General features: G+C 55.7%; 27 protein-coding genes and 1 tRNA gene. 18 read left to right on the top strand and 10 right to left on the bottom strand.

Annotated elements, in window-relative coordinates:
* Positions 1-27 precede the first annotated feature (27 nt).
* The 7 genes from sufC to GOV85_RS00835 all read left to right on the top strand — a co-directional run bounded on the left by sufC (position 28) and on the right by GOV85_RS00835 (position 4,991).
* Positions 28-783 carry a Fe-S cluster assembly ATPase SufC gene (gene sufC / locus GOV85_RS00865; protein WP_171176171.1) on the top strand — a complete coding sequence of 252 codons (756 nt, stop codon included), beginning with the start codon at positions 28-30 and terminating at the stop codon, positions 781-783.
* Positions 783-2,063 carry a SufD family Fe-S cluster assembly protein gene (locus tag GOV85_RS00860; RefSeq protein ID WP_171174061.1) on the top strand — a complete coding sequence of 427 codons (1,281 nt, stop codon included), beginning with the start codon at positions 783-785 and terminating at the stop codon, positions 2,061-2,063. Before sufC ends, GOV85_RS00860 begins: the two co-directional genes overlap by 1 nt.
* On the top strand, positions 2,063-2,548 hold the full coding sequence (locus tag GOV85_RS00855; protein WP_171174059.1) for a YIP1 family protein: 486 nt from the start codon (positions 2,063-2,065) through the stop codon (positions 2,546-2,548). Before GOV85_RS00860 ends, GOV85_RS00855 begins: the two co-directional genes overlap by 1 nt.
* A complete protein-coding gene (locus GOV85_RS00850) occupies positions 2,545-3,111 on the top strand; it encodes a YIP1 family protein (protein WP_171174057.1) in 567 nt (188 codons plus the stop codon). Before GOV85_RS00855 ends, GOV85_RS00850 begins: the two co-directional genes overlap by 4 nt.
* Positions 3,112-3,122: 11 nt before the next feature.
* Positions 3,123-4,343 (top strand): cysteine desulfurase, encoded by a 1,221-nt coding sequence (locus GOV85_RS00845; protein WP_171174055.1) that lies wholly within the window; start codon positions 3,123-3,125, stop codon positions 4,341-4,343.
* 77 nt (positions 4,344-4,420) lie between these two features.
* Positions 4,421-4,497, top strand: a tRNA-Arg gene (locus GOV85_RS00840).
* Between the two features lie 5 nt (positions 4,498-4,502).
* A complete protein-coding gene (locus GOV85_RS00835) occupies positions 4,503-4,991 on the top strand; it encodes a hypothetical protein (RefSeq protein WP_171174053.1) in 489 nt (162 codons plus the stop codon).
* A gap of 62 nt (positions 4,992-5,053) precedes the next feature.
* On the opposite strand, the gene GOV85_RS00830 is transcribed toward GOV85_RS00835, so the two are convergent.
* Positions 5,054-5,623, bottom strand: a complete 570-nt coding sequence (locus GOV85_RS00830) for a DUF882 domain-containing protein (protein WP_171174052.1) — start codon at positions 5,621-5,623, stop codon at positions 5,054-5,056.
* A gap of 354 nt (positions 5,624-5,977) precedes the next feature.
* On the opposite strand from GOV85_RS00830, the gene GOV85_RS00825 reads away from it, so the two are divergent.
* Genes GOV85_RS00825 through GOV85_RS00810 form a run of 4 tightly spaced genes read left to right on the top strand, consistent with a single transcriptional unit; the run spans position 5,978 to position 10,219 of the window.
* Positions 5,978-7,585: a murein L,D-transpeptidase gene (locus tag GOV85_RS00825; RefSeq protein ID WP_171174050.1), complete on the top strand. Its 1,608-nt coding sequence runs from the start codon at positions 5,978-5,980 to the stop codon at positions 7,583-7,585.
* Between the two features lie 34 nt (positions 7,586-7,619).
* Complete coding sequence (lpxD, locus tag GOV85_RS00820; RefSeq protein ID WP_171174047.1) at positions 7,620-8,711, top strand: UDP-3-O-(3-hydroxymyristoyl)glucosamine N-acyltransferase; 1,092 nt, start codon at positions 7,620-7,622, stop codon at positions 8,709-8,711.
* A 32-nt stretch (positions 8,712-8,743) separates the two neighbouring features.
* On the top strand, positions 8,744-9,001 hold the full coding sequence (locus tag GOV85_RS00815) for an acyl carrier protein (protein ID WP_171089997.1): 258 nt from the start codon (positions 8,744-8,746) through the stop codon (positions 8,999-9,001).
* A gap of 9 nt (positions 9,002-9,010) precedes the next feature.
* The gene (locus GOV85_RS00810; RefSeq protein ID WP_171174045.1) at positions 9,011-10,219 is read left to right on the top strand and encodes a beta-ketoacyl synthase; all 1,209 of its coding nucleotides are present in this window, start codon (positions 9,011-9,013) and stop codon (positions 10,217-10,219) included.
* 62 nt (positions 10,220-10,281) lie between these two features.
* Here GOV85_RS00810 and GOV85_RS00805 read toward each other — a convergent pair whose 3' ends face one another.
* Positions 10,282-10,890 carry an invasion associated locus B family protein gene (locus GOV85_RS00805; RefSeq protein WP_171174043.1) on the bottom strand — a complete coding sequence of 203 codons (609 nt, stop codon included), beginning with the start codon at positions 10,888-10,890 and terminating at the stop codon, positions 10,282-10,284.
* 446 nt (positions 10,891-11,336) lie between these two features.
* On the opposite strand from GOV85_RS00805, the gene GOV85_RS00800 reads away from it, so the two are divergent.
* Positions 11,337-12,884, top strand: a complete 1,548-nt coding sequence (locus tag GOV85_RS00800) for a helicase HerA-like domain-containing protein (protein ID WP_171174041.1) — start codon at positions 11,337-11,339, stop codon at positions 12,882-12,884.
* 468 nt (positions 12,885-13,352) lie between these two features.
* Here the strand turns inward: GOV85_RS00800 and GOV85_RS00795 are convergent, their stop codons facing one another.
* From GOV85_RS00795 to GOV85_RS00770, 6 genes are all read right to left on the bottom strand, one after another.
* A complete protein-coding gene (locus GOV85_RS00795) occupies positions 13,353-14,666 on the bottom strand; it encodes a branched-chain amino acid ABC transporter permease (protein ID WP_171174039.1) in 1,314 nt (437 codons plus the stop codon).
* Positions 14,663-15,673, bottom strand: a complete 1,011-nt coding sequence (locus GOV85_RS00790; RefSeq protein WP_171174037.1) for a branched-chain amino acid ABC transporter permease — start codon at positions 15,671-15,673, stop codon at positions 14,663-14,665. The genes GOV85_RS00795 and GOV85_RS00790 overlap by 4 nt, the downstream gene beginning before the upstream one ends.
* Entirely contained in the window at positions 15,673-16,056 is a 384-nt protein-coding gene (locus tag GOV85_RS00785; RefSeq protein WP_171174035.1) for a hypothetical protein, read from the bottom strand. Before GOV85_RS00785 ends, GOV85_RS00790 begins: the two co-directional genes overlap by 1 nt.
* Positions 16,057-16,058: 2 nt before the next feature.
* Positions 16,059-16,889: an ABC transporter ATP-binding protein gene (locus GOV85_RS00780; protein WP_171174033.1), complete on the bottom strand. Its 831-nt coding sequence runs from the start codon at positions 16,887-16,889 to the stop codon at positions 16,059-16,061.
* A complete protein-coding gene (locus GOV85_RS00775; protein ID WP_171174031.1) occupies positions 16,886-17,674 on the bottom strand; it encodes an ABC transporter ATP-binding protein in 789 nt (262 codons plus the stop codon). Before GOV85_RS00775 ends, GOV85_RS00780 begins: the two co-directional genes overlap by 4 nt.
* Positions 17,675-17,780: 106 nt before the next feature.
* Positions 17,781-18,962 carry an ABC transporter substrate-binding protein gene (locus tag GOV85_RS00770; protein ID WP_171174029.1) on the bottom strand — a complete coding sequence of 394 codons (1,182 nt, stop codon included), beginning with the start codon at positions 18,960-18,962 and terminating at the stop codon, positions 17,781-17,783.
* Between the two features lie 155 nt (positions 18,963-19,117).
* Here GOV85_RS00770 and GOV85_RS00765 point away from each other — a divergent pair, with 155 nt between their 5' ends.
* Positions 19,118-20,215, top strand: a complete 1,098-nt coding sequence (locus GOV85_RS00765; protein WP_171174027.1) for a PQQ-dependent sugar dehydrogenase — start codon at positions 19,118-19,120, stop codon at positions 20,213-20,215.
* Here GOV85_RS00765 and GOV85_RS00760 read toward each other — a convergent pair.
* Positions 20,212-21,216 carry a GlxA family transcriptional regulator gene (locus GOV85_RS00760; protein ID WP_171174025.1) on the bottom strand — a complete coding sequence of 335 codons (1,005 nt, stop codon included), beginning with the start codon at positions 21,214-21,216 and terminating at the stop codon, positions 20,212-20,214. The two genes, GOV85_RS00765 and GOV85_RS00760, sit on opposite strands and share 4 nt — an antisense overlap.
* A gap of 169 nt (positions 21,217-21,385) precedes the next feature.
* Here GOV85_RS00760 and GOV85_RS00755 point away from each other — a divergent pair, with 169 nt between their 5' ends.
* Positions 21,386-22,756 (top strand): class II 3-deoxy-7-phosphoheptulonate synthase, encoded by a 1,371-nt coding sequence (locus GOV85_RS00755; RefSeq protein ID WP_171174023.1) that lies wholly within the window; start codon positions 21,386-21,388, stop codon positions 22,754-22,756.
* A gap of 61 nt (positions 22,757-22,817) precedes the next feature.
* Here the strand turns inward: GOV85_RS00755 and GOV85_RS00750 are convergent, their stop codons facing one another.
* On the bottom strand, positions 22,818-23,438 hold the full coding sequence (locus tag GOV85_RS00750; RefSeq protein ID WP_254442943.1) for a PAS domain-containing protein: 621 nt from the start codon (positions 23,436-23,438) through the stop codon (positions 22,818-22,820).
* Between GOV85_RS00750 and GOV85_RS00745 the strand changes: the two genes are divergently transcribed.
* The 4 genes from GOV85_RS00745 to GOV85_RS00730 are packed head-to-tail and all read left to right on the top strand — an operon-like array spanning position 23,422 to position 25,808.
* Complete coding sequence (locus GOV85_RS00745) at positions 23,422-23,703, top strand: hypothetical protein (RefSeq protein ID WP_171173781.1); 282 nt, start codon at positions 23,422-23,424, stop codon at positions 23,701-23,703. The two genes, GOV85_RS00750 and GOV85_RS00745, sit on opposite strands and share 17 nt — an antisense overlap.
* Before the next feature lie 34 nt (positions 23,704-23,737).
* Positions 23,738-24,628 carry a YicC/YloC family endoribonuclease gene (locus GOV85_RS00740; protein WP_171174019.1) on the top strand — a complete coding sequence of 297 codons (891 nt, stop codon included), beginning with the start codon at positions 23,738-23,740 and terminating at the stop codon, positions 24,626-24,628.
* Between the two features lie 17 nt (positions 24,629-24,645).
* A complete protein-coding gene (gmk, locus tag GOV85_RS00735; protein ID WP_171090030.1) occupies positions 24,646-25,287 on the top strand; it encodes a guanylate kinase in 642 nt (213 codons plus the stop codon).
* Complete coding sequence (locus tag GOV85_RS00730; RefSeq protein WP_171174017.1) at positions 25,284-25,808, top strand: gamma carbonic anhydrase family protein; 525 nt, start codon at positions 25,284-25,286, stop codon at positions 25,806-25,808. Before gmk ends, GOV85_RS00730 begins: the two co-directional genes overlap by 4 nt.
* Positions 25,809-25,818: the final 10 nt, after the last annotated feature.

The raw sequence follows: 25,818 nt of genomic DNA, 5'->3' as shown, positions 1-25,818 counted from the left end.
CGAATAGAGATGAGAGCCGAGGAAAATATGCTGGAAATCAAGAATCTGCACGTGCAGCTTGAAGAAGAAGACAAGCAAATTCTCAAAGGTGTGGACCTGACGGTTGAGGCCGGCAAGGTGCATGCGATCATGGGGCCCAATGGGTCGGGTAAGTCGACGCTCAGCTATGTTCTGTCCGGTCGCGACGGTTACGAGGTGACCGAAGGCTCGGCCACGCTGGACGGCGAAGACCTGTTGGAAATGGAACCGGAAGAGCGCGCCGCTGCGGGTGTATTCCTGGCGTTCCAGTACCCGGTGGAAATTCCGGGCGTTGGCAATATGACCTTCCTGCGGACTGCAGTGAATGCGCAACGCAAGGCACGTGGCGAAGAAGAGCTGTCGGCCGCCGACTTCCTGAAAGAAGTGCGCGCGAAGGCGAAAACTCTGAAGATCGACGCTGACATGTTGAAGCGTCCGGTCAATGTTGGCTTTTCGGGCGGTGAGAAAAAGCGCAACGAAATACTTCAGATGGCCATGCTGGAACCTAAGATGTGCATCATGGACGAGACAGACTCGGGCCTTGACGTGGATGCGATGAAGCTGGTGGCCGAAGGTGTGAATGCCCTGCGCGATGAAGGCCGTGGTTTCCTGGTGATCACGCACTACCAGCGTCTTTTGGATCACATCAAACCGGACGTTGTGCACATTATGGCCAATGGTCGTATCGTCAAGACCGGCGGTCCGGACCTCGCGCTTGAGGTCGAAAACAACGGTTATGCTGACATTCTTGCCGAGGTGAACTGATGGCCTTGCCCGAAGCAAAACAAACCGCAACCGAGGCGCGGCTATCTGCGCTGACCATGCCTGACGCAGGATGCACGCGTGCCGCGCGCGAAGACGCTCTGGCACGTGTGCTTGAAACTGGCCTGCCTAACCGTCGCGACGAATACTGGAAATACACCCAACCTGACACTTTGGTGTCGCCCGAAGCGATGCCTGCTGCTGTCTTCTCAGATGATGAGCCGTTGGTATTCAGTGAGTTCGACCGGCTGAATATCGTTTTCGTGGACGGTGTATTCAGTGCCGAGGAATCGGATGATCTGTCGATGGAAGGTGTAAGCATCGACCGGCTTGAAGACATCTGCTGCAAAGACATTCACTGGGCCAAGGACCTGTATGGCGTTCTGGAAGCCCGCGGTCAGGTACCGGTCCAGCGCCCGCTGGCAGCGCTGAACACGGCATTTGCGTCGGATGGTGTTGCCATTCACGTGACAGGCAAACCGTCCAAACCGATCAACCTGATCTATCGCCACGCTTCGCCGACGTCAGACGCGATCCTGCATCACGTGGTTCGGGTGGAAAGCGGGGCCGAGGCGACCATCCTTGAAACAGGTCCAGCAGCCTCGCGCTTTAACAAATGCATGGAAATCGACATTGCCGACAAGGGTACGCTGCATCATGTCCGTGCACAGGGCAGGGACCATGAGCGTCGCGCGGCGACCCATATGTTCACACGTCTGGGCACGGAATCGGTCTATAAATCCTTCACTTTGACGGTGAATGGCGTTCTGACCCGCAATGAACAGGTTGTAGAACTAACCGGCGACGATGCGGTTGCGCATGTGGCGGGGGCCTGCGTTGGCGATGGCGAGTTTCACCATGACGACACAGTCTTCATCACGCATGACGCAGTGAATTGTGAAAGCCGTCAGGTGTTCAAGAAAGTGCTGCGCAACGGTGCGACCGGCGTGTTCCAAGGCAAGATTCTTGTGAAGGAAGGGGCTCAGAAAACCGACGGCTACCAGATCAGCCAGTCGCTGCTTCTGGATGACGACAGCCAGTTCCTAGCCAAACCCGAGCTTGAGATTTACGCCGATGATGTGGCGTGTTCGCATGGCTCGACTTCGGGCGCGATTGATGAAACTGCGCTGTTTTACCTGCGTTCGCGCGGAGTTCCGACCAAGGACGCGACCAATATGCTGACACTTGCATTCCTGGCCGAAGCGGTGGACGAAATCGAAGACAGCGCGTTGGCAGAAGCGATTGTCAGCCGTCTGGAGGGGTGGCTCGCCCGCCGCAGCTGATGGCTCTTTCGTCAGATATATTGGCAACATACCGGGGGCCGGGGCGCGTTGTGCGTCGGCTTCTGGATTTGGGGCCTCGTGAAGACCGGGCGCTAGTGTTTGTCATGGGCTTTTGCATCGTCGCGTTTATTGCGCAGATGCCAGGGCTCGCACGGCAGGCTCATCTGGAAGGTGTTGAACTGAATATGTTGCTGGGCGGTGCGCTGCTGGGCACCGTGTTCATCTTGCCGTTGTTCTTCTACACGCTGGCTTTGGTCTCGCATTGGGCCGCGCGCCTTGTTGGCGGAAAGGGCTCTGCTTATGGGGCAAGGCTGGCCCTGTTCTGGGCGCTGCTTTCGTCTGCACCGCTGGTTTTGCTCAACGGTCTGGTGGCCGGGTTCATCGGACCCGGACCTGCTTTGTCAATTGTAGGCTTCCTGTGGGTTGCTGTTTTTGTCTGGTTCTGGTTATCCGGTCTCAGGCAAGTACAAAGGGCGGCTGAATGACTATTCCACCACTAGGTCCACTGGCTGTTCTGACGCTCAGACGGCCTGCCGAAGCGGCCCGTCAGATTTTGGCCCTGGATATGGGGCGAGAAGCAGTCTGGCTAAGCTTTTTCCTTGTGGTGGTCTTCAATTGCCTGATCCAACTCAGCACTGATCTGATCATCCCGACACCGGACGCCCAACTGACCCCCGAGGCAGAAAGCATCCCATTCATCCTGATCCGATCAGCCGGTGCGATGCTATTGAGCGTTGTCGCCTTTCTGTTGGTCGGGCGGGTGCTTGGGGGAAATGCAACGCTTTCCGGCCTGTTGACCCTCATGATCTGGCTGAGTTTTCTACAAAGCGGTGCTTTGCTGGCTATGGTCATCACCAGCGTGACAATACCCGCCCTGACGCTTTTGTTGCTGCTGGCGACCCTGGGGTGGAGCCTGTACATAACGCTCCATTTTTTAAACGAGGCGCATCAGTTCGGCTCACTCGGCAAGGCTTTTGCCGTGGTCCTGCTGGCCGCGATCGTCGCCTTGCCCATTGTTCTGATGTTCACCCCAACCGGACCTGTCTAGGAAATACGCTTATGTATGATGTGCAGAAAATCCGCTCTGACTTTCCGATCCTGTCGCGTCAGGTCAATGGCAAGCCTTTGACCTATCTGGATAATGGCGCTTCGGCTCAGAAGCCACGGGTCGTCATAGACGCTGTGACGCGGGCGTATGCCGAGGAATATTCCAACGTCCATCGCGGTCTGCACTACCTGTCCAACCTTGCGACCGAGAAATACGAATCCGTGCGCGGCACCATCGCCCGCTTTCTTGGCGCATCTAATGAAGTCGAAATCGTCCTGAACTCGGGCACGACCGAAGGGATCAACCTTGTCGCTTACGGCTGGGCAATGCCGCGCCTTGAAGCCGGGGATGAGATCGTTCTGAGCGTCATGGAACATCACGCCAACATCGTGCCCTGGCATTTTCTGCGGGAACGGCAAGGCGTTGTTCTGAAATGGGTTGATGTGGATACAGAGGGTGGGCTGGACCCTCAGGCCGTGATTGATGCGATTGGCCCAAAGACCAAGCTGGTCGCGGTGACCCAGTGTTCAAACGTGCTGGGTACTGTCGTGGATGTCAAAGCCATCACAGATGGCGCCCATGCCAAAGGCGTTCCGGTTCTGGTCGATGGCAGCCAGGGTGCAGTCCATATGCCGGTGAATGTCGAAGAGATCGGCTGTGATTTCTACGCGATCACAGGTCACAAGCTCTATGGTCCCTCAGGTTCCGGAGCGATCTTTATCAAATCTGAACGCATGCAAGAAATGCGCCCCTTTATTGGCGGCGGGGACATGATCAAAGAGGTCAGCAAAGATCAGGTCATTTATAACGATCCACCAATGAAGTTCGAAGCTGGCACGCCGGGTATCGTTCAGACGATAGGTTTGGGCGTGGCCTTGGACTACATGATGGATCTGGGAATGGCGAACATTGCAGCTCATGAATCCAGCCTTCGCGATTATGCCATGCAGCGATTGATGGGCTTGAACTGGTTGCAGGTTCAAGGCACGCGCCCCGACAAGGCCGCTATCTTCAGCTTTAGACTGGACGGGGCGGGGCATGCCCATGATGTGTCGACCATCCTGGACAAAAAAGGCGTCGCTGTTCGCGCAGGTCATCACTGCGCCGGGCCACTGATGGACCACCTGGGTGTAACTGCAACATGCCGCGCCAGTTTCGGTCTGTATAACACCACGGAAGAGGTCGACATTCTGATCGATGCCCTTGAATTGGCACATGATCTTTTCGCCTGACTTTGATCCGAAACTGGGCGCAACGGGCACGATTTCCAGTTGCACCCAAGTCGGATCAAGGTTAGCTAACGACCAACGCACCTGTAGCTCAGCTGGATAGAGCGCTGCCCTCCGAAGGCAGAGGCCAGAGGTTCGAATCCTCTCAGGTGCGCCACTTTCTTGCATGTTCTCAACCACTTTGAACGGATTCTAAGTACAGTTTCGTCGGATATTGAGAACGCCCGCAGGCACACTCTTCGAAGTGTAATTTTTTATCAGCACATTTTGCTATACACTTTCCCGATGGGGTTGGTTCGCGTCACCTTTGATGGAGGAAAGAACGTGCAAGTCATCTCTTCAAAAAAATTGTTTTTCGTTGTGGTCGTAACAGTAGCGGTTTTGGGCTGTACTGTTATTTCGGGTTATTCCCTCCCCAGCGTTATAAGCTGGATAATAGTCGGAGTGGTGCTTGCATTCATCCTTGGCAAGCTGACCGACGACGATCCAAACAGCGACGATGAAGCAGAGAGCAGCGATGTGTCTGTGTCTAATGTTTATTCTGATGTCGAAAAGGAAAAGGCGCGTGAGTCTGGCAGCTCGACCGCCGAGGCTGCATCCAGTAGCGACTCGGGTGACGCAGGCGGAGGAGGTGGAGATGCGGGGATATAGCAGGTAAAACCAGTTTTCCTGCTAAAGCGTTTCAGAAACGCGAAAACCGTTTGGTGTGCGCTTTAACCACGCCAGCTGCGAACGACTCCGCAATCCATATGAACGAAATTGGAACCGTAGTATTGGCCGACACCACCTGCGCGGCACGAGATAGCTGCTTTGGCCATCTGCGAGACCGAGCGCGAAGCTAGACGCAGGTCAGCAGCCTGACCTTCCATATGGAGCGATTTGCGCGCTACGCGACGCGACCGGGAACGCAACATAGCGTTGGTCTGCGGAGAGCGATAGCCGGACAGCAGCATATAAGGTTCGTTCACATCCAAAAGGTTGTGTGATGCTGCCATGATATCAATCGCGCGTAAATCGATGGATTTTACCTGATCTGTACGCCAATCACGCATGAAGTGGTTCACTTCTTTGACAGCGTCCTTGATATACTTACCATCGACCCAATAAATCATATCCAACCGTTCGCCCGTGCGACCGGAATACATACGAATGCGACGAATATCGCCGCCGCCACGCAAAAAGCCCGTTGCATTGGAGTAGGTGGGAGCTGCCGCGACTGCGGTTGCTGCAAACGCGCCCAATAGGGCACGCCGGGTCAAGCCCGAGGAACTGCTCTTTGTCATTTTTGGTTCGTCCCGTACTGTTCCTGCCTGCGCACGATGTTACGCGCGCCGTATTAATTTTTCCCATCCCAGATGCGATTTTTATGACACAATCGAAATCGGTGGCCAAGAAGTGTTTCAGATTCACCATTTCAAGGGGGAAATTTCGGCAGTTTTTTGCGCAAATGACACAGTACTTCTTAGAAACTGTGCAACTGCGAAGCTTTCGCCGACAGGCCGATGCAAACACGCATCAGCCACCAACAGAAGCGATTGAATAAGGTATTTGTGAATAGACAAACTTTGCCGCCCAAATCCATAGTTGTTTGACGCACATATCCCAAGTCCAAGCTATTGAATACTCAAGGCCCTATAATGTTTTCTGTTTTCCGCACCAGTACCAGTATCCTTCTCACCGCGTGTTTTACCGCGACGGCAAGCTTTGCGAACACGGCTTCTGACCCCGCGCCGAACACCGCGTTTCAAATGGCAGTTGCGGAACACACTCCGCAGACCTCGAACATAGCCGAGTTCTATCGCACGAATGGGTTTTCACCCATTTGGGTCGGTGAAACGGTTGAGCATGCAAGTCGTCGTACCGCGCTGATAAATGCGTTGTCCAAGGCCCAAATGCACGGTCTGCCACAGGCGGATGCAACAGTCGCAGCCTTGATAGAGAAAATGGAGCAGGCCCGTTCAGTTCGTGATCTTGGTGCGGTTGAGGCAGAACTCAGCCGGGCTTTTATCGAATATGCTGACGCGCTTTACTCGGGAACTGTTGAGCCCGGACGTGTGGACGATGGCCTTGTTCGGACATTGAAACGTCGGAGCGCGGCCGAGCATTTGGCCGGTTTGGCTGATCAAGGCGCGCAATATCTGGAACAATTGCCGCCCCAAACGCGTCAGTACCGAGCACTGATGAAGCAAAAGCTGCTGCTGGAGGACCTGGTGAATCAGGGAGGTTGGGGCGCAACTGTGCCCGTTTCCAAACTGGAATTCGGTGACACAGGACCGAATGTTGTTAAACTGCGCAATCGTCTGGTGATGATGGGTTACATGAAGCCATCGGCCAGCCCGTCTTTTGACGACGCACTGCTGGCTGGCGTTCAGTCGTTTCAAACTGCACATGGGTTGGAGCCTGACGGCGTTGCGGGCAAGGGAACAATCACCGAGTTGAACCGGCCAGCATCGGACCGTTTGAAAGCTGTTCACGTAGCGCTCGAACGCGAACGCTGGTTGCCAAGGGAACGTGGCACGCGCCATATCCTTGTGAATCAGGCGGACTTTTCAGCCAAAATTGTCGATGACGGGCAAGTCACGTTTGAAACCCGTGCGGTGATTGGCAAAAACACCCATGATCGCCGCAGCCCCGAGTTTTCGGATGTGATGGAGCATATGGTGATCAACCCCAGCTGGTATGTGCCGCGCTCGATCATAACGAAGGAATATCTGCCGAAACTGCAATCCAATCCAAATGCGGTGGGTCACATAGAAATCACCGACCGCAGCGGTCGTCAGGTTAATCGCGGGGCGGTGGATTTCACTCAGTTCACGGCGCGAAACTTCCCGTTTGCGATGCGCCAACCCCCCAGCAAAAGCAATGCGCTGGGTTTGGTGAAGTTCATGTTTCCCAACAAGCACAACATCTATCTGCATGATACGCCTCAGAAAAGTTTGTTTGCGCGTGAAGTGCGGGCGTTCTCACATGGCTGTATCCGTTTGGCGCAGCCTTTCGAGTTTGCGTATGCGCTGCTGGCAAAACAAGAGGAAGACCCCAAGGCGTTCTTTCACCGTGTTCTCAAGACCGGCAAGGAAACCAAAGTTGAACTGGATCAACATGTGCCGGTGCATCTGATCTATCGGACGGCCTATATCGGCCCCAAGGGTCAAGTGCAGTATCGTCGCGACGTCTATAACCGCGATGCCAAGATTTGGGACGCTCTGCAAAAGGCAGGGGTGGCCCTGCAAGACGTTCAGGGGTAAGCACGGGTCAAATCCTGCCAAAAGGAAACCCGTCATGCAGTTTACCGTTCAACACATTGCTGAAGCTCTGGGTGCAGAATGTCAGGGCGATGGCGGCCTTACAATTTTGCGTGCCGCCGAACCCGGAGACGCGGGTCCAACAGATTTGGCGATGGCGATGTCTCCGAAATATGCCGAGGCACTTTCGGGTGGAGAGGCACGTGCTGCGGTTCTTTGGGAAGGGGCCGATTGGCAAGCGTTGGGTCTGCGCGCGGCCATCTTTGTCACGCGCCCTCGCATGGCCATGGCAGGCATTACTTCGATGCTTGATCGCGGGCAGGGGGCCGAGCCGGGCATTCATCCGTCAGCCGTTATTGATCCAACGGCAGAGATTGGTGCTAACGTTTCTATCGGGCCTCTGACAGTTGTTGGTGCGCGCGCACGGATTGGCGAAGGTTCCGAAATCGGCGCGCATTGCACGATAGGCATCGATGCCACGCTAGGAAAGCGTGCGTTACTGCGCGAAATGGTCAGTATTGGGGCCCGCGCGCAGATCGGAGACCGTTTTATTGCACAACCTGGTGCGCGGATCGGGGGCGATGGCTTCAGCTATGTCACCCCCGAAGTTTCGGGTGCTGAGAATGCGCGAAAAACAATGGGCGATCAGGGCGAAGCCAAGGCACAAAGCTGGCTGCGCATTCACTCTCTGGGGGCGGTTGAGATCGGAGATGACGTCGAGGTTGGCTCGAACTGCACGGTCGATAACGGCACGATCAGAAACACCCGGATCGGGGACGGCTCGAAACTGGATAATCTTGTCCATGTCGGTCACAACACCCGAGTCGGACGGGATTGTCTGCTATGTGGGCAAACCGGCGTGTCCGGGTCTGTAGAGATTGGGAACAATGTTGTCCTTGGTGGCCAAACCGGGGTCGCCGACAACATTTTCATAGGCGACGGCGTGATCGCCGGTGGGGGTACCAAAATCCTGTCTAATGTCCCTGCTGGAAGGGTTATTATGGGCTATCCGGCGGTCAAGATGGACACCCACACCAATATCTATAAATCCCAGCGCCGACTGCCTCGTCTGGCCCGCGACGTCGAGGCACTCAAAAAGGCTGTTTTCAAACAGTCCTCAAGCGACTAAATCATCGACAGATTGAAAATCAGGGGATCGACATGAGCATCAGCGACCGCGTCATCGCAATCATTGCAGAGCAGGCCGTGCTGGAGCCATCGGATGTGACGCCCGAAAGCACGCTGGAAGATCTGGGCATCGATAGTCTGGGTCTGGTCGAAAGCATCTTTGCAATCGAGGAAGAGTTCGACATTTCAGTCCCGTTCAATGCGAACGAACCAGAAGCTAACGATTTCGACATTTCCAATGTGGCTGCGATCATCGCCGGGATCGAACAGCTTGTGTCGGAAAAGGTCTGACCTGCTCTCATGAAACGTGTTGTCATTACCGGCGCAGGTACGATCAACTCTCTGGGCCATTCGGTTCCCGACACTTTGGAGGCCATGCGCGAAGGGCGCTGTGGCATTTCGGAACTGGAGTTTCGCGACGTCGAACGTCTGGCCATCAAGATCGGTGGTCAAGTTCGGGGGTTCGAGGCGGAAGGGCGGTTCAATCGTCAGCAGATGTCCTTGTACGACCGGTTCACTCAGTTCACTCTGACTGCTGCCAAAGAAGCGATTGACCAGTCGGGTATTGAGTTTCACGGCGAATTGGCCGCCAGATCCGGTGTTGTACTTGGCACGGCGGGCGGGGGCGTTTCGACCTGGGATGACAATTACCGTTCGGTCTATGAGGATGGTAAGAACCGGGTTCACCCGTTTGTTGTTCCAAAGCTGATGAACAATGCGGCTGCCAGCCACGTGTCCATGGAGCATAACCTCAAAGGCCCCAGCTTTACGGTCTCGACCGCCTGTGCCTCTTCCAACCACGCCATGGCGCAGGCCTTTCAGATGGTACGCAGCGGGGCCGCCCCGGCGATGATCACAGGCGGGTCTGAATCCATGCTGTGTTTCGGCGGGATCAAAGCGTGGGAAGGTTTGCGCGTGATGTCCAAGGACGCCTGCCGCCCGTTCAGCGCCAACCGCAACGGAATGGTTCAGGGCGAAGGGGCTGGTATCTTTGTTTTCGAAGAATATGAGCACGCGCGCGCGCGCGGCGCGGAGATACTGTGTGAAGTTGTCGGTTTTGCGATGTCGTCGGATGCAGCAGATATTGTGATGCCAAGCAAGCAAGGGGCTGCACGTGCAATGGCGGGCGCTCTGGCGGATGCAAGGCTGAACGCCAGCGATGTCTGTTATATCAACGCCCACGGCACAGGCACTGCAGCCAATGACAAAACCGAATGTGCAGCAGTCGCAGATGTGTTCGGACCGCACGCGGATGATCTGATGATCTCGTCCACCAAATCCATGCATGGACATTTGATTGGCGGCACCGGAGCGGTAGAGCTTCTGGCCTGTATCATGGCGCTGCGGGACGGTGTCATTGCACCAACAATCGGCTATGAAGAGCCGGACCCGGAATGTGCGTTGGACGTGGTGCCGAATGAAGCTCGTGAAGCAAAGGTTGACGTTGCTTTAAGCAACGCGTTTGCGTTCGGTGGGCTGAATGCCGTCTTGGCTTTGAAGCGCGTCTGAGAATACCTGACGCTCAGTTTTGAAAGGCCGCTTTGTGACAAAGCGGCCCTTGTTGCATTAAATCAGTTTTGCAAGACTTCCAACTGATCATATCCACTGGTGAAACCGGCCAGCGACATTTCGATTTGCAACAGTTGATTGGGGGCGAGGATGGACACCATAGATATGGTGGCCGTGCTGCCCGCCTTCATTGCGTCGATGTCACCTTGCGTGAAACCCAACTGAGCAACGCAGCCAACCGGGTTACAGTGATGATAGTTGTATCGTTTGCTTGGTGCCCCATCGATGGATACGGCGATCTGCGCTTGCAGCAAGGTCTCCAACGGCACGATCAGGCTGGCACCAGCCACGGCTGCAGCACCCTCGGGAAGCTTGTTGATCGAGATTTCCGCAATGGGTTGACCCTCGGCACCCGAAAGAATTTGACGCAACAAACAAGGGTCATTGTCTGCTTCGGTCTTAAGGCAGGTAATGTTCCAGTCGCCACTTGTTTCCTTAACGTATTGCTCGCCAACACGGGGGCCAGTTTCCCCCAGGTCTAGCTCTTGCGCCGCTTCGGTCTGAGGTGTCTCGGCCTGTTGTTGGGTTTCGTCAGTGGATTCTTGAGCGTTGACCGCACTGCTCAGAAAGACGGCGGCCAGTACGTTCGCAGAAAGAAGGTGCTTGATCATGAATGCCTCGGTTTGATGATTGCGCTTTTTGCCTCATGTAGCATTGTTCTGAACCGGTGTCAGGCACTAACAGACCCGCCCTGATCAACGTGAACAAATTCTTGCTCTTACGGCGGAAAAGGGTCCTTCGACCATAAAGAAAGGGAGCCGTTTGATCAGCTCCCTCCCTCAAAAGGTTCTCCCCGTCGGACTGGCCGACTTATTTATGCGCAAACCCTACGAGAGCGGCGCTGGTGGGTCAACAGCTATCCTGAAAATTTAATCTGCCAATCAGCACATACACATGTATTGGCGCAGACAAAAAAGCCGTGCCCGAAGGCACGGCCAGTCGACAGGGAGGAAGTCTGCCCCACGTGATCCGAACCTCCGCAGGGCAAAATGACTATCGCAGTCAAAGGTTAACTTTGTATGCTGGACACGGATCGGTGAACTATAAGGCAGTGTTAATGGGCAAAATTATTTTTTTGGGCGGCGGTGGCGAAGGGTATGGCACTCCGCAGGAATTGACGTTGAACTACGCAAACCGCCACGGCTTGATTGCCGGAGCCACCGGAACGGGCAAAACCGTAACGCTGCAAATCCTGGCTGAAGGGTTCTCGCAAGCCGGCGTTCCGGTTTTCCTTTCGGACATCAAGGGCGACCTGTCTGGTCTGGCCTTGGCCGGAAGTCCGACACATAAACTGCATCAGGCCTTTCTGGACCGCGCTGACCGTATCGGGTTTTCGGATTTCAACTATTCTGCCTGCCCGGTGACCTTCTGGGACCTGTTTGGCGAACAAGGCCATCCGGTGCGCACGACGGTCACGGAAATGGGGCCGCTGCTGCTGTCGCGTTTGATGGAACTTAGCGAAGCGCAAGAAGGTATTTTGAACATCGCGTTCCGTGTGGCCGATGAAGAAGGGATGCCGTTGCTGGATCTGAAGGACCTTCAGGCGTTGCTGGTCTGGATCGGAGAGAACCGTGCGCAGCTATCCTTGCGCTATGGCAACGTGTCGACATCCTCGATTGGCGCAATCCAAAGACGTTTGCTGGTGCTGGAAAACCAAGGTGGCTCGAAACTGTTTGGCGAACCTGCCCTGGATCTGGCCGACCTTATGCGCACGGATGATAACGGGCAGGGCATGGTGAACATCCTCGCCTCTGACAAATTGATGGGCTCGCCCCGGCTCTATGCCACTTTCCTGCTCTGGCTGTTGAGTGAATTGTTCGAAGAACTGCCCGAGGTCGGCGACCCCGAGAAACCAAAGCTGGTCTTTTTCTTCGACGAAGCGCATTTGCTGTTTGACGATGCCCCCAAGGTTTTGGTGGACAAGGTAGAACAGGTGGCGCGTCTGATCAGATCGAAGGGCGTCGGGGTATATTTCATCACGCAAAACCCGGCGGATATTCCTGAAGACATTCTGGGCCAACTGGGCAATCGCGTCCAACACGCCTTGCGCGCCTTCACAGCGCGAGACCGCAAGAACCTGCGTATGGCCGCCGAAACGTACCGAGAGAACCCGGCTTTCGACACCGAAGCCGCGATCCGAGAGGTCGGGGTCGGAGAGGCCGTGACCTCGATGCTGCAAAAGAAGGGCGTTCCGGGCATTGTCCAACGCACCTTGATTCGTCCTCCGGGATCTCAGCTGGGGCCGATTTCTGGCGCTGATCGCAAAGCGATTTTGGCGGCGTCCCCGATGGCAGGCAAGTATGACAAAGGTGTGGACCGAAAGTCTGCATTTGAAATCCTGCAGGCTCGTGCCGATGCGGCGGCAAAATCTGCGGAACAGGCAGAAGCAGACGAGGTGCTAGAGGCTCAATCACCAATGGAGCGGGAGTTTTCTGCAGCTCGCAGATACTCAGGCAGCAGGGTGGGGCGATCGTCTTCTCGTGTGCAGCGCAAGAAAGACACGTTTGCGACGGCGATGACCGAAGCCGTCATCAAGGAGCTAAAAGGAACAACCGGGCGACGTATCGTGCGCGGTATTCTGGGTGGTTTGTTCAAAAACAGATAGCGGCGCGGCGCCCAAAATGGGCGCCGACACAGTTATTTCAGGCGACGTTGACCCTCTTGTCGGCAATAGGCATCTGCTTGGGGTACCGACATCTTCGTCGCTGGAAAATCGATGGCGCGATCCCAGGTGACTCTATCCTGGCGATACAGCTGACAAGTCACTACGCCCTGGGGCGTCTGTACCTTAACAGGTGCTGTTTCCAGGTCTTCTGGTCTGGGGATGCAGGCGGCTGTTGTAACGACAACAACCGAAAGTAGGAAAACAGTTCCGAAGCGTGGTGCTTTCATTTTTTACTCTTATCAACACGTTTGAATGATCGTTTTAGATCGGCTTGAGCGGGTGTGAGTGCCAGCAACAGACCGCAGAAGAAAAACACTGCGGTGGGTCCGTTTATTCAAAAAAACGCCAAGAATCAAGAAACCGCGCCGAAGTGCCGGCGCGGCTTCACGAAATGGTTATGGATCAGTCCTATTTTTCGGGGATCAGGCCCCTTGGGCTGAATCTGAGAACAATCAACAGGATAAGACCCATAGTGAACAAGCGCATATGGGCAGCGCTTTCGACCAGATGCGCTTTCAACCAACTTCCATCCGGCATACCTGCGGTGATCAGGTTCATCAGCCATAGGCCGATTGGTTCAACCTGAACCCATAAAAACCAGATCAGAAACGCGCCAAGAACGGACCCGAAGTTGTTTCCCGATCCGCCAACAATCACCATCACCCAAACCAGAAAGGTAAAGCGCAGAGGCTGGTAGGCGCTTGGCGTCAACTGACCGTCCAGCGTTGTCATCATCGCCCCTGCGATCCCGCAGATGGCCGACCCCAGAACAAAGATTTGCAGATGGCGGCGGGTCACGTCCTTGCCCATCGCCTCGGCCGCGACCTCATTGTCGCGGATCGCGCGCATCATACGGCCCCACGGGCTTTTCAACGCCATCTGGGCCATCCACAGCAGCGCCAGCAAGACGATCAGGAACAGTAGCGAATAACCCAACTTGACCGAAAGGGTAGAGGCCGTGACCGGATCAAGTCCAAACCACTCTGCACGGGCCAGGAACGTGGGGTCTTGCTGCAACTCAACTTCGTAACCGACGACAGGAGACGGGCGCGGGATACCGTAGACGTTTTTCACACCCCGGGCCAACCAGTCTTCGTTCTTCATGACGGCGATGATGATCTCGGCAATGCCCAGCGTCGCAATGGCCAGGTAATCCGACCGCAGACCCAACGCCGTCTTACCGATCAGCCATGCAGCGCCCGCCGCAAGCAATCCACCGGCAGGCCAGGCCAGCAGAACCGGAAGGTTCAGACCGCCGATATTGCCTGCAATCGCGGGATCAATGGCTTCGACAGCTGCAACATTGGGATCAAAAACTGCGCGGTAGACAAAGAATCCCACGACCAGAACAGCGATGATGGTAAGGGTTTGCGTCCGGCCTTTTGGCATCTTGGTCGCCACCAGAACAGCAGCCACAACGGTCGCGGCCCCCATCAGCAGTGACAAAACAATCCCGTAACCGCCAGCGCTCCAGGCCCCCGGGGTGGGCGGTGTTGACACCAGAACCACGGCCAGACCGCCTAGCGCGACAAAGCCCATCACACCCACATTAAATAGGCCCGCAAAGCCCCATTGCAGGTTGACCCCAATGGCCATGATGGCCGAGATCAGCCCCATGTTCAGGATCAGGATGGCGGTGTTCCAGCTTTGAGTGAACCCTGTCAGTAGGATCAAACCGGCGACAACAGCAAAAAGCAGCGTGTTTTTGACAGACTCGGTCATACCGCTTTCCCCTTGAACAGGCCCGTGGGCTTAAACAGAAGCACAATCAGCAGAATGACGAAGCTGACGGCAAATTTGTAGTCGGTGGACAGGAACTGGACCAAGCTTGAGGGTTCCAAGTTTTCTGGAGCCAGGTAGGTCAGCACCTTCTTCCACGCATAGGTGATGGTCACCTCGGAAAACGCGATGATGAAACCACCTGCGATGGCACCCAGAGGATTACCAAGTCCGCCCACGATGGCCGAGGCAAATATCGGCAGCAGAAGCTGGAAATAGACGAAGGGTTTAAAGCTCTTGTCGAGACCGTAGAGCACCCCGGCCGTAGTCGCTAATGCAGCGACGATGATCCATGTGATCATCACAACACGCTCGGGGTTGATGCCGGACAACAACGCCAGATCTTCATTATCCGAATAGGCTCGCATGGACTTGCCTGTGCGGGTCTTGTTGAGGAACCAGAACAGCAACGCCACGGCGACAACAGCCACAATCACGGTGATGCCCTGAGAGGTCTTGATCGCAAGCCCCTCACGCAGCCCAGTCAGTGCCTTGAAATCGCGCGCCGAGATAATGAACCGCGCACCGTCCGAGAATCTCTGATCATCTGGCCCAATGACAAAGCGGACAAGGCCGTTCATGATGAACATAACGCCCATCGAGACGATCACGAGGATCACCGGTTTGGCCTTTTGTTCCCGGTAGAACCTGTAAACCAGCCGGTCGGTGATCAACACCAGAACGATACAGCCCAGAATGGCAAAGGGCAGGGCCAGCAGAGCAGTTGGCAGAGGTCCAAAACTGACCCCGGCGGCCTGTAAGCCCCACGTGACCAGAACAGCGATCATTGCACCAAAGGCCATCGTGTCGCCATGGGCAAAGTTCGAAAACCGCAAGATGCCGTAGATCAGCGTTACCCCCAAAGCACCCAGCGCCAATTGGCTGCCATAGGCGATTGCGGGAACAAGGACGAAGTTGGAGAGCGCCACAAGGGCGTTGAGGAAGTCCATTAGCTATTTACCTCGCAGCGGCCAAGGCCGGTCAGGCTTATACCTTTGCCTACAAAGACGTGGGTCGTGTACGCGACAATCCCATCAGCGAACAAGCTGAAGGTGTAAGATGCTGATCGATCAGAATCCCAGCCGTGTGCGGTCATCAAGTCATCTGTCACTTGCTGGACCTTCAGCAACGGCAACCTGTCATCTCCAAGGTCAATACGAAGCTGGTTGTCTGGCAAGGTTACAAAGTCGAAATCAACTCCGAGACCCGTTTTGGTTGTCTGACATGCATCGACATTAACACACGTGTATTCCAGCTTACATCTCGTGACGTCTTGTGCGGTGGCCGCACCGGTAGTGGCAGAAAGAACTGCTACGAGGGCTAAAACTTTCATCCTCACCCCCCCAAAAAACTCTTACGAACCTCAGGATCGGCCAGCAGTTCTTTGCCCGTGCCGCTATACGCATTCCGTCCTTGAACCAGAACATAACCCTTGTCCGCAATCTCCAGCGCCTGACGGGCGTTCTGTTCGACCATCAAGATCGGCAGCCCGGTGCGCGATACCTCGATGATCCGGTCGAACAGCTCATCCATCACGATGGGCGAGACACCGGCAGTGGGTTCGTCCAGCATCAAAACCTTCGGCTGAGTCATCAGCGCGCGACCCACGGCGACCTGTTGGCGTTGACCGCCTGACAGCTCTCCGGCGGCCTGATTGCGTTTGTCGCGCAGGATGGGGAAGAGATCATAGACCTGTTCCATCGTCTCGGTGATATCGTCACGGCGGATGAAGGCCCCCATTTCAAGGTTCTCTTCCACCGTCATGGACGTGAAGATGTTCGAGGTCTGCGGCACAAAACCCATACCTTTGATCACCCGGTCCTGCGGTGACAGCTTGGTGATGTCTTCACCGTCCAGCCGCACCGAACCGGCACGTACGTCCAGCATGCCGAACACAGCCTTCATCGCCGTGGACTTGCCCGCACCGTTGGGGCCAACGATCACCGCGATCTCACCCTTGTCGACGGCAATGGTGCAGTCATGCAGGATGTCCGGACCTTTGCCGTAACCGCCGGTCATTGTGTCGCCGATCAGAAAAGGGCCGCCGCCAACGTAACGCGCTTCACCGCTTGCTGAATTCGCTGGCATCATCGTACCAGCCCCGTGCGTATTGGTGATAGAGGCGTCCTTGTTCCCCTTGTCGTCGTGATAAGGATTGTCGCTCACGCGCCTGCCTCCAGCTTGTCTTTATTCTTCAGGCCGGTGCCCAGATAAGCTTCGATCACGTGCTCGTTTGCCTTGATCTCGTCCAAAGTGCCTTCGGCCAGAACCTTGCCCTCGGCCATACAGATGACCGGGTCACAGATTTTGCCGATGAAATCCATGTCATGTTCGATGACCACGAAGGTGTAGCCGCGTTCCTTGTTCAGGCGCAGGATGGTGTCGGCGATGGTCATCAGCAGGGTACGGTTCACGCCTGCGCCGACCTCGTCCAGGAACACGATCTTGGCGTCGACCATCATGGTGCGGCCAAGCTCCAGCAGTTTCTTCTGTCCGCCCGAAACCTGACCGGCCTTGTGATCGGCCAGATGCTCGATGGTCAGAAACTCTAGCACCTCGTCTGCCTTAGCACGCAGCGCGCGTTCTTCATCCGCGATGCGCTTACGGCCAAACCAGGTGTTCCACAGCGATTCACCCGATTGCGCACCGGGCACCATCATCAGGTTCTCGCGACAGCTCATCGATGAAAACTCATGCGCGATCTGGAAGGTGCGCAACAGACCTTTGTGAAACAACTCATGAGGGGGCAGGCCGGTGATATCCTCACCATCCATAAAGACCTTGCCGCTGGTTGGCGGCAAAACGCCCGCGATCACATTGAACAGAGTGGTTTTTCCTGCACCGTTCGGCCCGATCAGGCCGGTGATCGACCCTTTTTGGATTTCCAGCGATGCCCCGTCCACCGCGTGAAACCCGCCGAAATGCTTATGCACGTCTTCGACGACGATCATGTTATCCCCTTGCCTTTGCCCCGTGAAACGAGGTGCAGCCTTTTGTCATTGAAACAGCCCGGACACAAGGACCGGGCTGCTTGTTTTTATGGTTTTTAACGTTGGATCAACGGAAGTTGACGGTCTTGTTTTCGCCGTCGGTCACTTCGATTTCGCGATAGGAACCCGCGCTTTCACCGGGGCCGATCAGCTCAACGCCAGACGCGCCGACATAGTCGATGTCTTGACCAGCAGCCAGCAGTTCCAAACCCTTGGCCAGCTCACCCGGATAGATCTTTTCACCCGGAGCGTTAGCGACGTCCAAGACTTTTGAACCATAATCGGCCGGGTTGGTTGACCCTGCGGCCTGCATCGCCAGCATGAACAGCGCGGCCGCGTCATAGCTTTCGGGCGAGTAAGGTGACGAGCCGTCGAAGCCAGCGGCTTCTGCCATGGCAAAGTACTTCTCGGCACCTTCACCGCCGGATCCGGCGATCTGACCGAACGAACCATTCAGGTCGGGGCCAACATTTGCAGGCAGCGAGTCACCGATCATACCGCCTGGCAGGCCGAATGTATCAAAGGCACCGCTGTCCAGTGCAGACTGGATGATGCCCAGACCACCCTGGTCCAGATAGCCTGCAACGACCAGAATGTCACCACCGGCCGAGGCCAGCGCGCCCACTTCAGCCGAATAGTCGGCCTTACCGTCTTCGTGTGCCGCAACAATCGTCACTTCGCCGCCCGATGCCTCGAAAGACGACTGAATCGCGTCCGCGAGACCCTTGCCATAGTCGTTGTTGGTGTAGGTCAGAGCAATCGAGCTGATGCCGCGGTCATTCAGGATGTCCGCCATAACCTGACCTTCACGCGCATCCGACGGAGCGGTGCGGAAGAACAGGCCGTTATCCTCCATGGTCGACAGGCCGGGCGAGGTGGCCGACGGCGAGATCATAACCATACCATTCGGAATCGCGACGTTCTGTAGAATCGCACCGGTCACGCCCGAGCAGTCACCACCGATGATACCGGCGACACCATCCGCAATCATGCGCTCACCGTTCGAGGTGGCCAGACCGTTGTCGATACAGCCTGTATCGGCACGCATTCCGGTGACGGTTGCACCATCCAGCAGCTTGCCGGACTCGGTGACTTCGGCCATCGCCATTTCGGCGCCAGAGCCCATTGCCGGTGCCAGCGATTCGATTGGGCCGGTAAAGCCAAACAGCACGCCCAGCTTCACATCCTCGGCCATGGCAGTTCCCGCAAGCAAGGCGGTGGCTGCAGTAGCAGTCAGCAGCTTTTTCATATGTTTACTCCCTGTATTGAACGTCTTTGTTCTGGCCTCGACCCTAGGCAAGCTGTTTGGAAAAGAAAAGTCCTAACGCAAACGTGTTTTTACCGTTTGGGAAACTAACTGTTTTGTTAGAAACTCTTCCGTGATTGCCGCCGAAAGGGGCCGACATGCTTCGCATTGTTACACTTCTGTTTTTCACGCTCAATGCGTTCTCAGTTGCCGCACAAACCCTGTCAACGTCCGCCGGAGGCATTGAACTGACCAAGATGGTAAGCGGTCTCGATACGCCCTGGGCCGTCGGAGTCTTGCCGGATGGGGCGTTCCTGATCACCGAGCGGGACGGAGATTTGCTGTTTGTTCAGAATGGTAAGGCGACCACTGTGCGGGGCGTTCCGAAAGTTGCCGCCAGAGGACAAGGTGGGTTGCTTGATGTGACGGTTCCACGCGATTTTCGACAAAGCCGCGAGGTATTTCTGAGCTTCTCAAAGCCTCAAAACGGGGGCGCTGGCACTGCCATTGCCGTTGGGCGGCTGTCGGAGAACGGTAAACGTCTGACCAACGTTCGGGTGATCTACGAAGCAACACCCGGCGGTTCCGGCGGGCGGCATTTTGGCAGCCGCATCGTCGAAGCACAGGATGGAACGTTTTTTGTAACCATTGGCGATCGCGGCCAGCCCGACAACGCACAGGACCGGTCTTCTCCGATGGGGTCGGTCATTCGGATAAACCGGAATGGATCGATCCCTGTAGACAACCCTTTTGTCGGGCAATCAAACATCAAACCTGAAATCTGGTCCTTCGGCCACCGCAACCCGCAGGGAGCTGCACTGGACGCGCAGGGGAGGCTGTGGGTTTCGGAACACGGCGCTCGCGGAGGCGATGAGATCAACCAACCCCGCGCGGGCCGCAATTACGGGTGGCCGGTCATTTCTTACGGCACGCATTATTCCGGCCAAAAAATTGGCGAAGGTACGTCCAAAGCCGGCATGGAGCAGCCCGAGTTGTATTGGGATCCGTCCATCGCGCCTTCGGGTTTGTTGGTGTATTCCGGCAAACTCTGGCCCCAATGGAAGGGGAATATCTTTGTCGGGTCTCTGAAATTCGACTATATCGCGCGACTTGCCGGAAAGTCTCTGCGTGAGGTCGAACAGATCAAAGGGCCGGAAACCGAACGTGTGCGCGATATCGTTGAAGCACCGGATGGTTCGATCTGGTTCATTTCAGTCGGGCAGGGCGCGGTGTACCGCATGACCCCGCAGGGCTAAACCGACAATCGCGTGCTCTGCGCGCCACGTTCCCGGTAGGGTGTCGTATTATAATGTGCCCTGTAGCATTTCGAGAAATGCGAAGGGCTGGCGAACCCACATGCAAGCGCAACGTTGATGACGCTCATATCCGTCTGCATAAGAAGATTCCGCGCTTTGTGCAGTCGCAGTTCCATGTAGTAGCGTTTAGGGGAACGGCTGAGGTACCTGCGGAATAGACGCTCTAGCTGGCGGGTCGACATGCCGACATCTTTGGCCAAAATAGAAGGCGAGATTGGCTCTTCGATGTTTTTTTCCATCATCAAAATGACCTGGCTCAGCTTTGGATGTCGCACGCCGATCCGCGTCGGTGTCGACAAACGTTGCGTGTCCTGATCAGTACGGATGGACGAATAGATCATCTGGTCCGCTACGGCATTGGCCAATTCTTCGCCAAAATCATCCGCAATCAGTTTAAGCGACAAGTCTATCGAGGATGTGCCGCCAGCAGTTGTCATGCGGTTGCCGTCAACCTGAAAAACCGATTTCGTCAGTTCGACCTCATCGAATTCCTCGATAAAACTGTCAGAGTTTTCCCAGTGAATCGTCGCCTTCTTGTTGTCCAGCAACCCTGCCTTGGCAAGCGTATACGCGGCAGTACACAGACCACCGATTCGAAGGCCGCGCCGCGCCTCGCGACGAACCCAGTTCAGGACGCGTTTTGTGGTCGCTGTTTGAACGTTTACGCCTCCGCAGATGAGGACGACATCATCGCGCTGCAGTTCTTCTAGATCCGTGTCGAGTTTGAACTCGGTTCCAGCCGAGCATTTGACCGTGCCGCCGCCTTCTCCAGACAGTGTCCAAGTATACAATTCCTGGTCCGCCATGCGGTTTGCGATCCGCAAACTATCAAGAGCCGAAGCAAATGATAGCAACGAGAACTTGTCCAGAAGAACAAAAACATAATGGCGCGGGATGGCCTCAGCGTTTTCCACTGTGACTGCCTGGCGTTGCACTTGCATGGCGGGTTGTCCTTACTTTGGCACTGAATACAGCCTTATCCAGCGACATATTTAGAGTTCACCATGATCAAAGCTTGTTTGCGCCGTCAAGAGGCGCAAATGGGATATGGTCACTCTTCAAAGCATTTTGTATAGAGGCCACCTGAACACTTCAGCGGAGATCAAAGCTATGACCGAATGGCAAAAATCGAACTGGCGCAACAAGCCCCGGGTTCAGATGCCAGACTATACCGACTCGGCCGCTCTGGCCAAGGTCGAGGCCCAGCTTTCACAGTATCCCCCGCTGGTCTTTGCCGGTGAGGCGCGGCGTCTCAAACAACATCTGGGTGCCGCCGGTCGCGGCGAGGCCTTCCTGCTGCAAGGTGGGGATTGTGCTGAAAGCTTTGAACAATTCAGCGCGGATGCGATCCGTGACACCTTTAAGGTGATGCTGCAGATGGCAATGGTTCTGACCTATGGCGCAAAAGTCCCGGTGATCAAAGTCGGCCGCATGGCCGGTCAGTTCGCCAAGCCGCGCAGTGCACCAACCGAAGTTGTGGATGGTGTGGAACTGCCCAGCTATCGTGGTGACATCATCAACGAATTGGCATTCACACCAGAAGCGCGCATCCCGAATCCTCAGAAGATGCTGCAAGCCTATACACAGGCTGCTGCCACTCTGAACCTGCTGCGGGCTTTTTCGACCGGTGGATTCGCGGACATGAGCCGCGTTCATTCGTGGACCCTTGGGTTCACAGATGAACAGGACGTGCAGAAGTACTCCGAGATTGCCGATCGTATTCAGGACACCATCGACTTCATGGAAGCGGCCGGGATCACGGCAGATACCACACATGAATTCTCGACCGTCGAATTCTATACCAGCCACGAAGGGCTGCTGCTGGAATATGAAGAGGCGCTGACGCGCCTGGATTCGACCTCGGGCAACTGGCTGGCTGGTTCTGGTCACATGATCTGGATCGGCGACCGTACACGTCAGCCCGACGGTGCGCATGTTGAATTCTGCAGCGGAGTTTTGAACCCGATTGGTCTGAAATGTGGTCCGACAACGACCGTGGAAGACCTTAAGGTTCTGATGTCCAAACTGAACCCCGAAAACGAAGAGGGTCGCCTGACCCTGATCGCGCGCTTTGGTGCGGGTAAAGCAGGTGAGCACCTGCCGCGTCTGGTCAAAGCTGTGAAGGAAGAAGGGGCCAAGGTCACCTGGGTTTGTGATCCGATGCACGGCAACACGATCAAATCGGCGACCGGTTACAAGACCCGTCCGTTCGACTCAGTCTTGCGTGAGGTGCGCGACTTCTTTGGCGTACATCAGGCCGAAGGCACCATCCCCGGTGGCGTGCATTTTGAGATGACCGGTCTGGATGTGACCGAATGCACCGGCGGCGTGCGCGCGGTGACCGAAGAAGATCTGTCAGATCGCTATCACACCGCCTGCGACCCGCGCCTGAACGCGTCACAGTCGCTGGAACTGGCCTTCCTGGTGGCAGAAGAACTGACAAATCTGCGCCGCAACGGCAGCAAGCGCGTCGCTAGTTAAGCGCGTAAAAACAGATTTAAACAGCGGGCCTTTGGTCCGCTGTTTTTCGTTTCAGGAAACGCTAATCGTCCCGTGACACGATCAATCGCAAATGCTTGGCAGGGTGTTTGAATTTTCCCTCGACTTCCGCAAACCCATGGGCCGGCGTTGGTTTCACTGGGATTTGGACGTGAATGTCAGACACCATTTTGATCCGCGTATCCGAGATTGAAAACCGCCGCGGCGTTTTTCCAATTGCCCCGTCAGCGATCATGACGCCCAGAACGCGGCTGACATCGCCCAGATCACTTTTCAGCGGCAGCAATATCATTCGGGCTTGCATAGGCGTGCGACCAAGTACTCCACCCGAAGTCATGCCCAACTCGGCAACAGCAGGGGCCGCGAACACTTGTTCCAGAACATCCTTAATGCCTGCGCGGTCATCAGGCTGGAAGAACGCAGTCAACGGCATACCCCGCACTTCCATACCCGCAAGCGCGTTCAAATGGCTTCCGGCTAGACGAAAACGGGCCAAGCCAGGCGCAATGCGCTCGAGTATAAACGTGTATTCCAGGATATTTTCCAGACCGCGCGGGTCAATCTGGGACCGCATCGGGACACTGTCACGATTCAGTAATGCGGTCCAATACGCCTCGGCCTGGCGGATCGGCGAAAGGCTGCGCCCATTGTCAAAGCGATCCATTGCGACGATCTTTCCAAATTCTGACCCGGAACCAATCCCGAAAAAGGTTTTCATCTTCTTTACCCTTACGCCAAAAGGCTGCCATTTTTCTAAAATGCAACACATCGGGAACAGCGGCAGCCTGCAAACCATTGCTCTGGGCAGTTTGACTCGGGTTAAATCAATTTTGGAGCAATTCTTTAACGAATGGTTAACTCGAACCAAACAATTGCGCTTTCAGCAAATACTTGCCCTGCACCGGTCAATGGCATTAGGTGCGACATGAGTGAGACGCATCAGGGCCAAATGAAGGGGCGGGTATGATCAGATCCATGACCGGGTTTGCCTCGGCACAGGGGCAGCACGGGCCACATAGCTGGACGTGGGAACTGCGCAGTGTGAACGGCAAGGGGCTCGACATGCGCCTGCGCGTGCCGGATTGGCTGACCGGGCTTGAGGCCGCGCTGCGGGCAAAACTGTCCAAATCCCTCAGCCGCGGGAATGTTACTCTGTCGATGCGCCTGAACCGCGAGGACTCGGCCCCAGAACTGGCTCTGAACGAGACAGCCATGAACGCTGCGCTGACCGCTCTTGAGCAGGCAGAACAGATGGCCTCGGCGCGTGGCATAACTCTGGCCCCATCGCGGGCCTCAGACCTGTTGGCGTTAAAGGGAATGCTGGATGCGGGATCGGATTCAGATGATCCGGGGCCACTGGTTGCCCACCTCACGGCTGAATTTGACGCTCTTGTCGACGCGTTCTTGGATATGCGCCGAACAGAGGGCGCCGCGTTGGCAGCGGTTCTGAACACGCAACTGGATCAGGTCGCCACGCTGACCGCGAAAGCGGCAGAACTGGCCGAACATCGCAGGGATAATATGGCACAGGCCTTGCGGGAAAATCTGGCGCGGGTGCTGGACAATTCACAAGGCGCCGACCCGGAACGAGTTGCGCAGGAATTGGCCCTGATCGCAGTTAAGGCCGATATCACGGAAGAAATCGACCGATTAACAGCACATGTCAAAGCCGCGCGCGATCTGTTGGGGAAAAACAGTGCCGTCGGCCGCAAGCTGGATTTCCTGATGCAGGAGTTCAACCGCGAAGCCAACACACTGTGTTCCAAAGCCCAAAGCTCGGATCTGACAGCTGTTGGGCTTGAGCTAAAAGCGGTGATCGATCAAATGCGCGAGCAAGTGCAGAACGTAGAATAAGAATGGGAACATCTGACATGGCGGATCGCCGCGGCCTTTTAATCATCCTGTCTTCTCCGTCCGGGGCAGGCAAATCCACGTTGGCCAAACGGCTGATGGCCTGGGACACAGATCTGGAATTCTCGATCTCGGCCACGACCCGCGCACCGCGTCCCGGTGAAGAACATGGGCGCGAGTATTTCTTTCTGTCAGAGGACGAGTTCAAGCAACAAGTGGCCGAAGGGCAGATGCTGGAGCACGCCCATGTTTTCGGGAACTTCTACGGTTCACCGGCGGAACCCGTGCGCAATTCGATCAACACTGGCAAGGATGTTCTGTTCGACGTTGATTGGCAAGGTGAGGTGCAGATCAGAAACTCTGACCTTGGCAAACATGCCCTGTCGATCTTCATTCTACCACCGTCGATCCCCGAACTGCGCCGCCGTCTTGAGACACGTGGTCAGGACAGCGATGACGTCATTGGCAAGCGCATGCTCAAAAGCTGGGATGAGATCAGCCACTGGGGCTATTACGACTATGTCCTGATTAATGATGATCTTGAGGCAACCGAAGAAAAGCTGAAGACCATTGTCAGCGCCGAGCGAATGCGCCGTATCCAGCAACCAAAGCTGCAACAGCATGTGCGCAAATTGCAAAATGAGTTCGAGGGCCTGTCATGACCGTTTACGCCTTGGGAGATCACGCACCGGACTTACACGAGGACACATGGGTCGCGCCCGACGCCAACCTGATTGGCAAAGTGGTGTTGGAGCAGGGTGCCTCGGTTTGGTTTGGCTGTACGATACGCGCCGATCACGAAGAAATCCGCGTAGGCGCGGGAAGCAACGTGCAGGAGAATTGCGTCATGCATATCGATGCGGGCTTTCCTTTGACCATCGGGGCAAACTGCACGATCGGGCATAAGGTCATGCTTCATGGTTGTACAATTGGAGACAACTCACTGATCGGTATGGGCGCGATCATTTTGAACGGCGCAAAGATCGGGCGAAATTGTCTGATTGGGGCAGGGGCCCTGATCACCGAGGGCAAAGAAATTCCAGACAATTCGCTGGTCATGGGTGCGCCGGGCAAAGTTGTGCGACAGTTGGACGAGGCATCGGCGCAACGCATCACACTCAGCGCACTTCACTATCAGGAAAACATGCGCAAGTTTCGCAAAACTTTAAAACCTGTCTCGTAAGGCGTTCGGG

This window comes from Ruegeria sp. HKCCA4633 (assembly GCF_013034605.1).
Classification (GTDB): domain Bacteria; phylum Pseudomonadota; class Alphaproteobacteria; order Rhodobacterales; family Rhodobacteraceae; genus Ruegeria.
The sequence above is the reverse complement of the archived record's forward strand: the minus strand, read 5'-3'. Positions and strand labels throughout refer to the sequence as shown.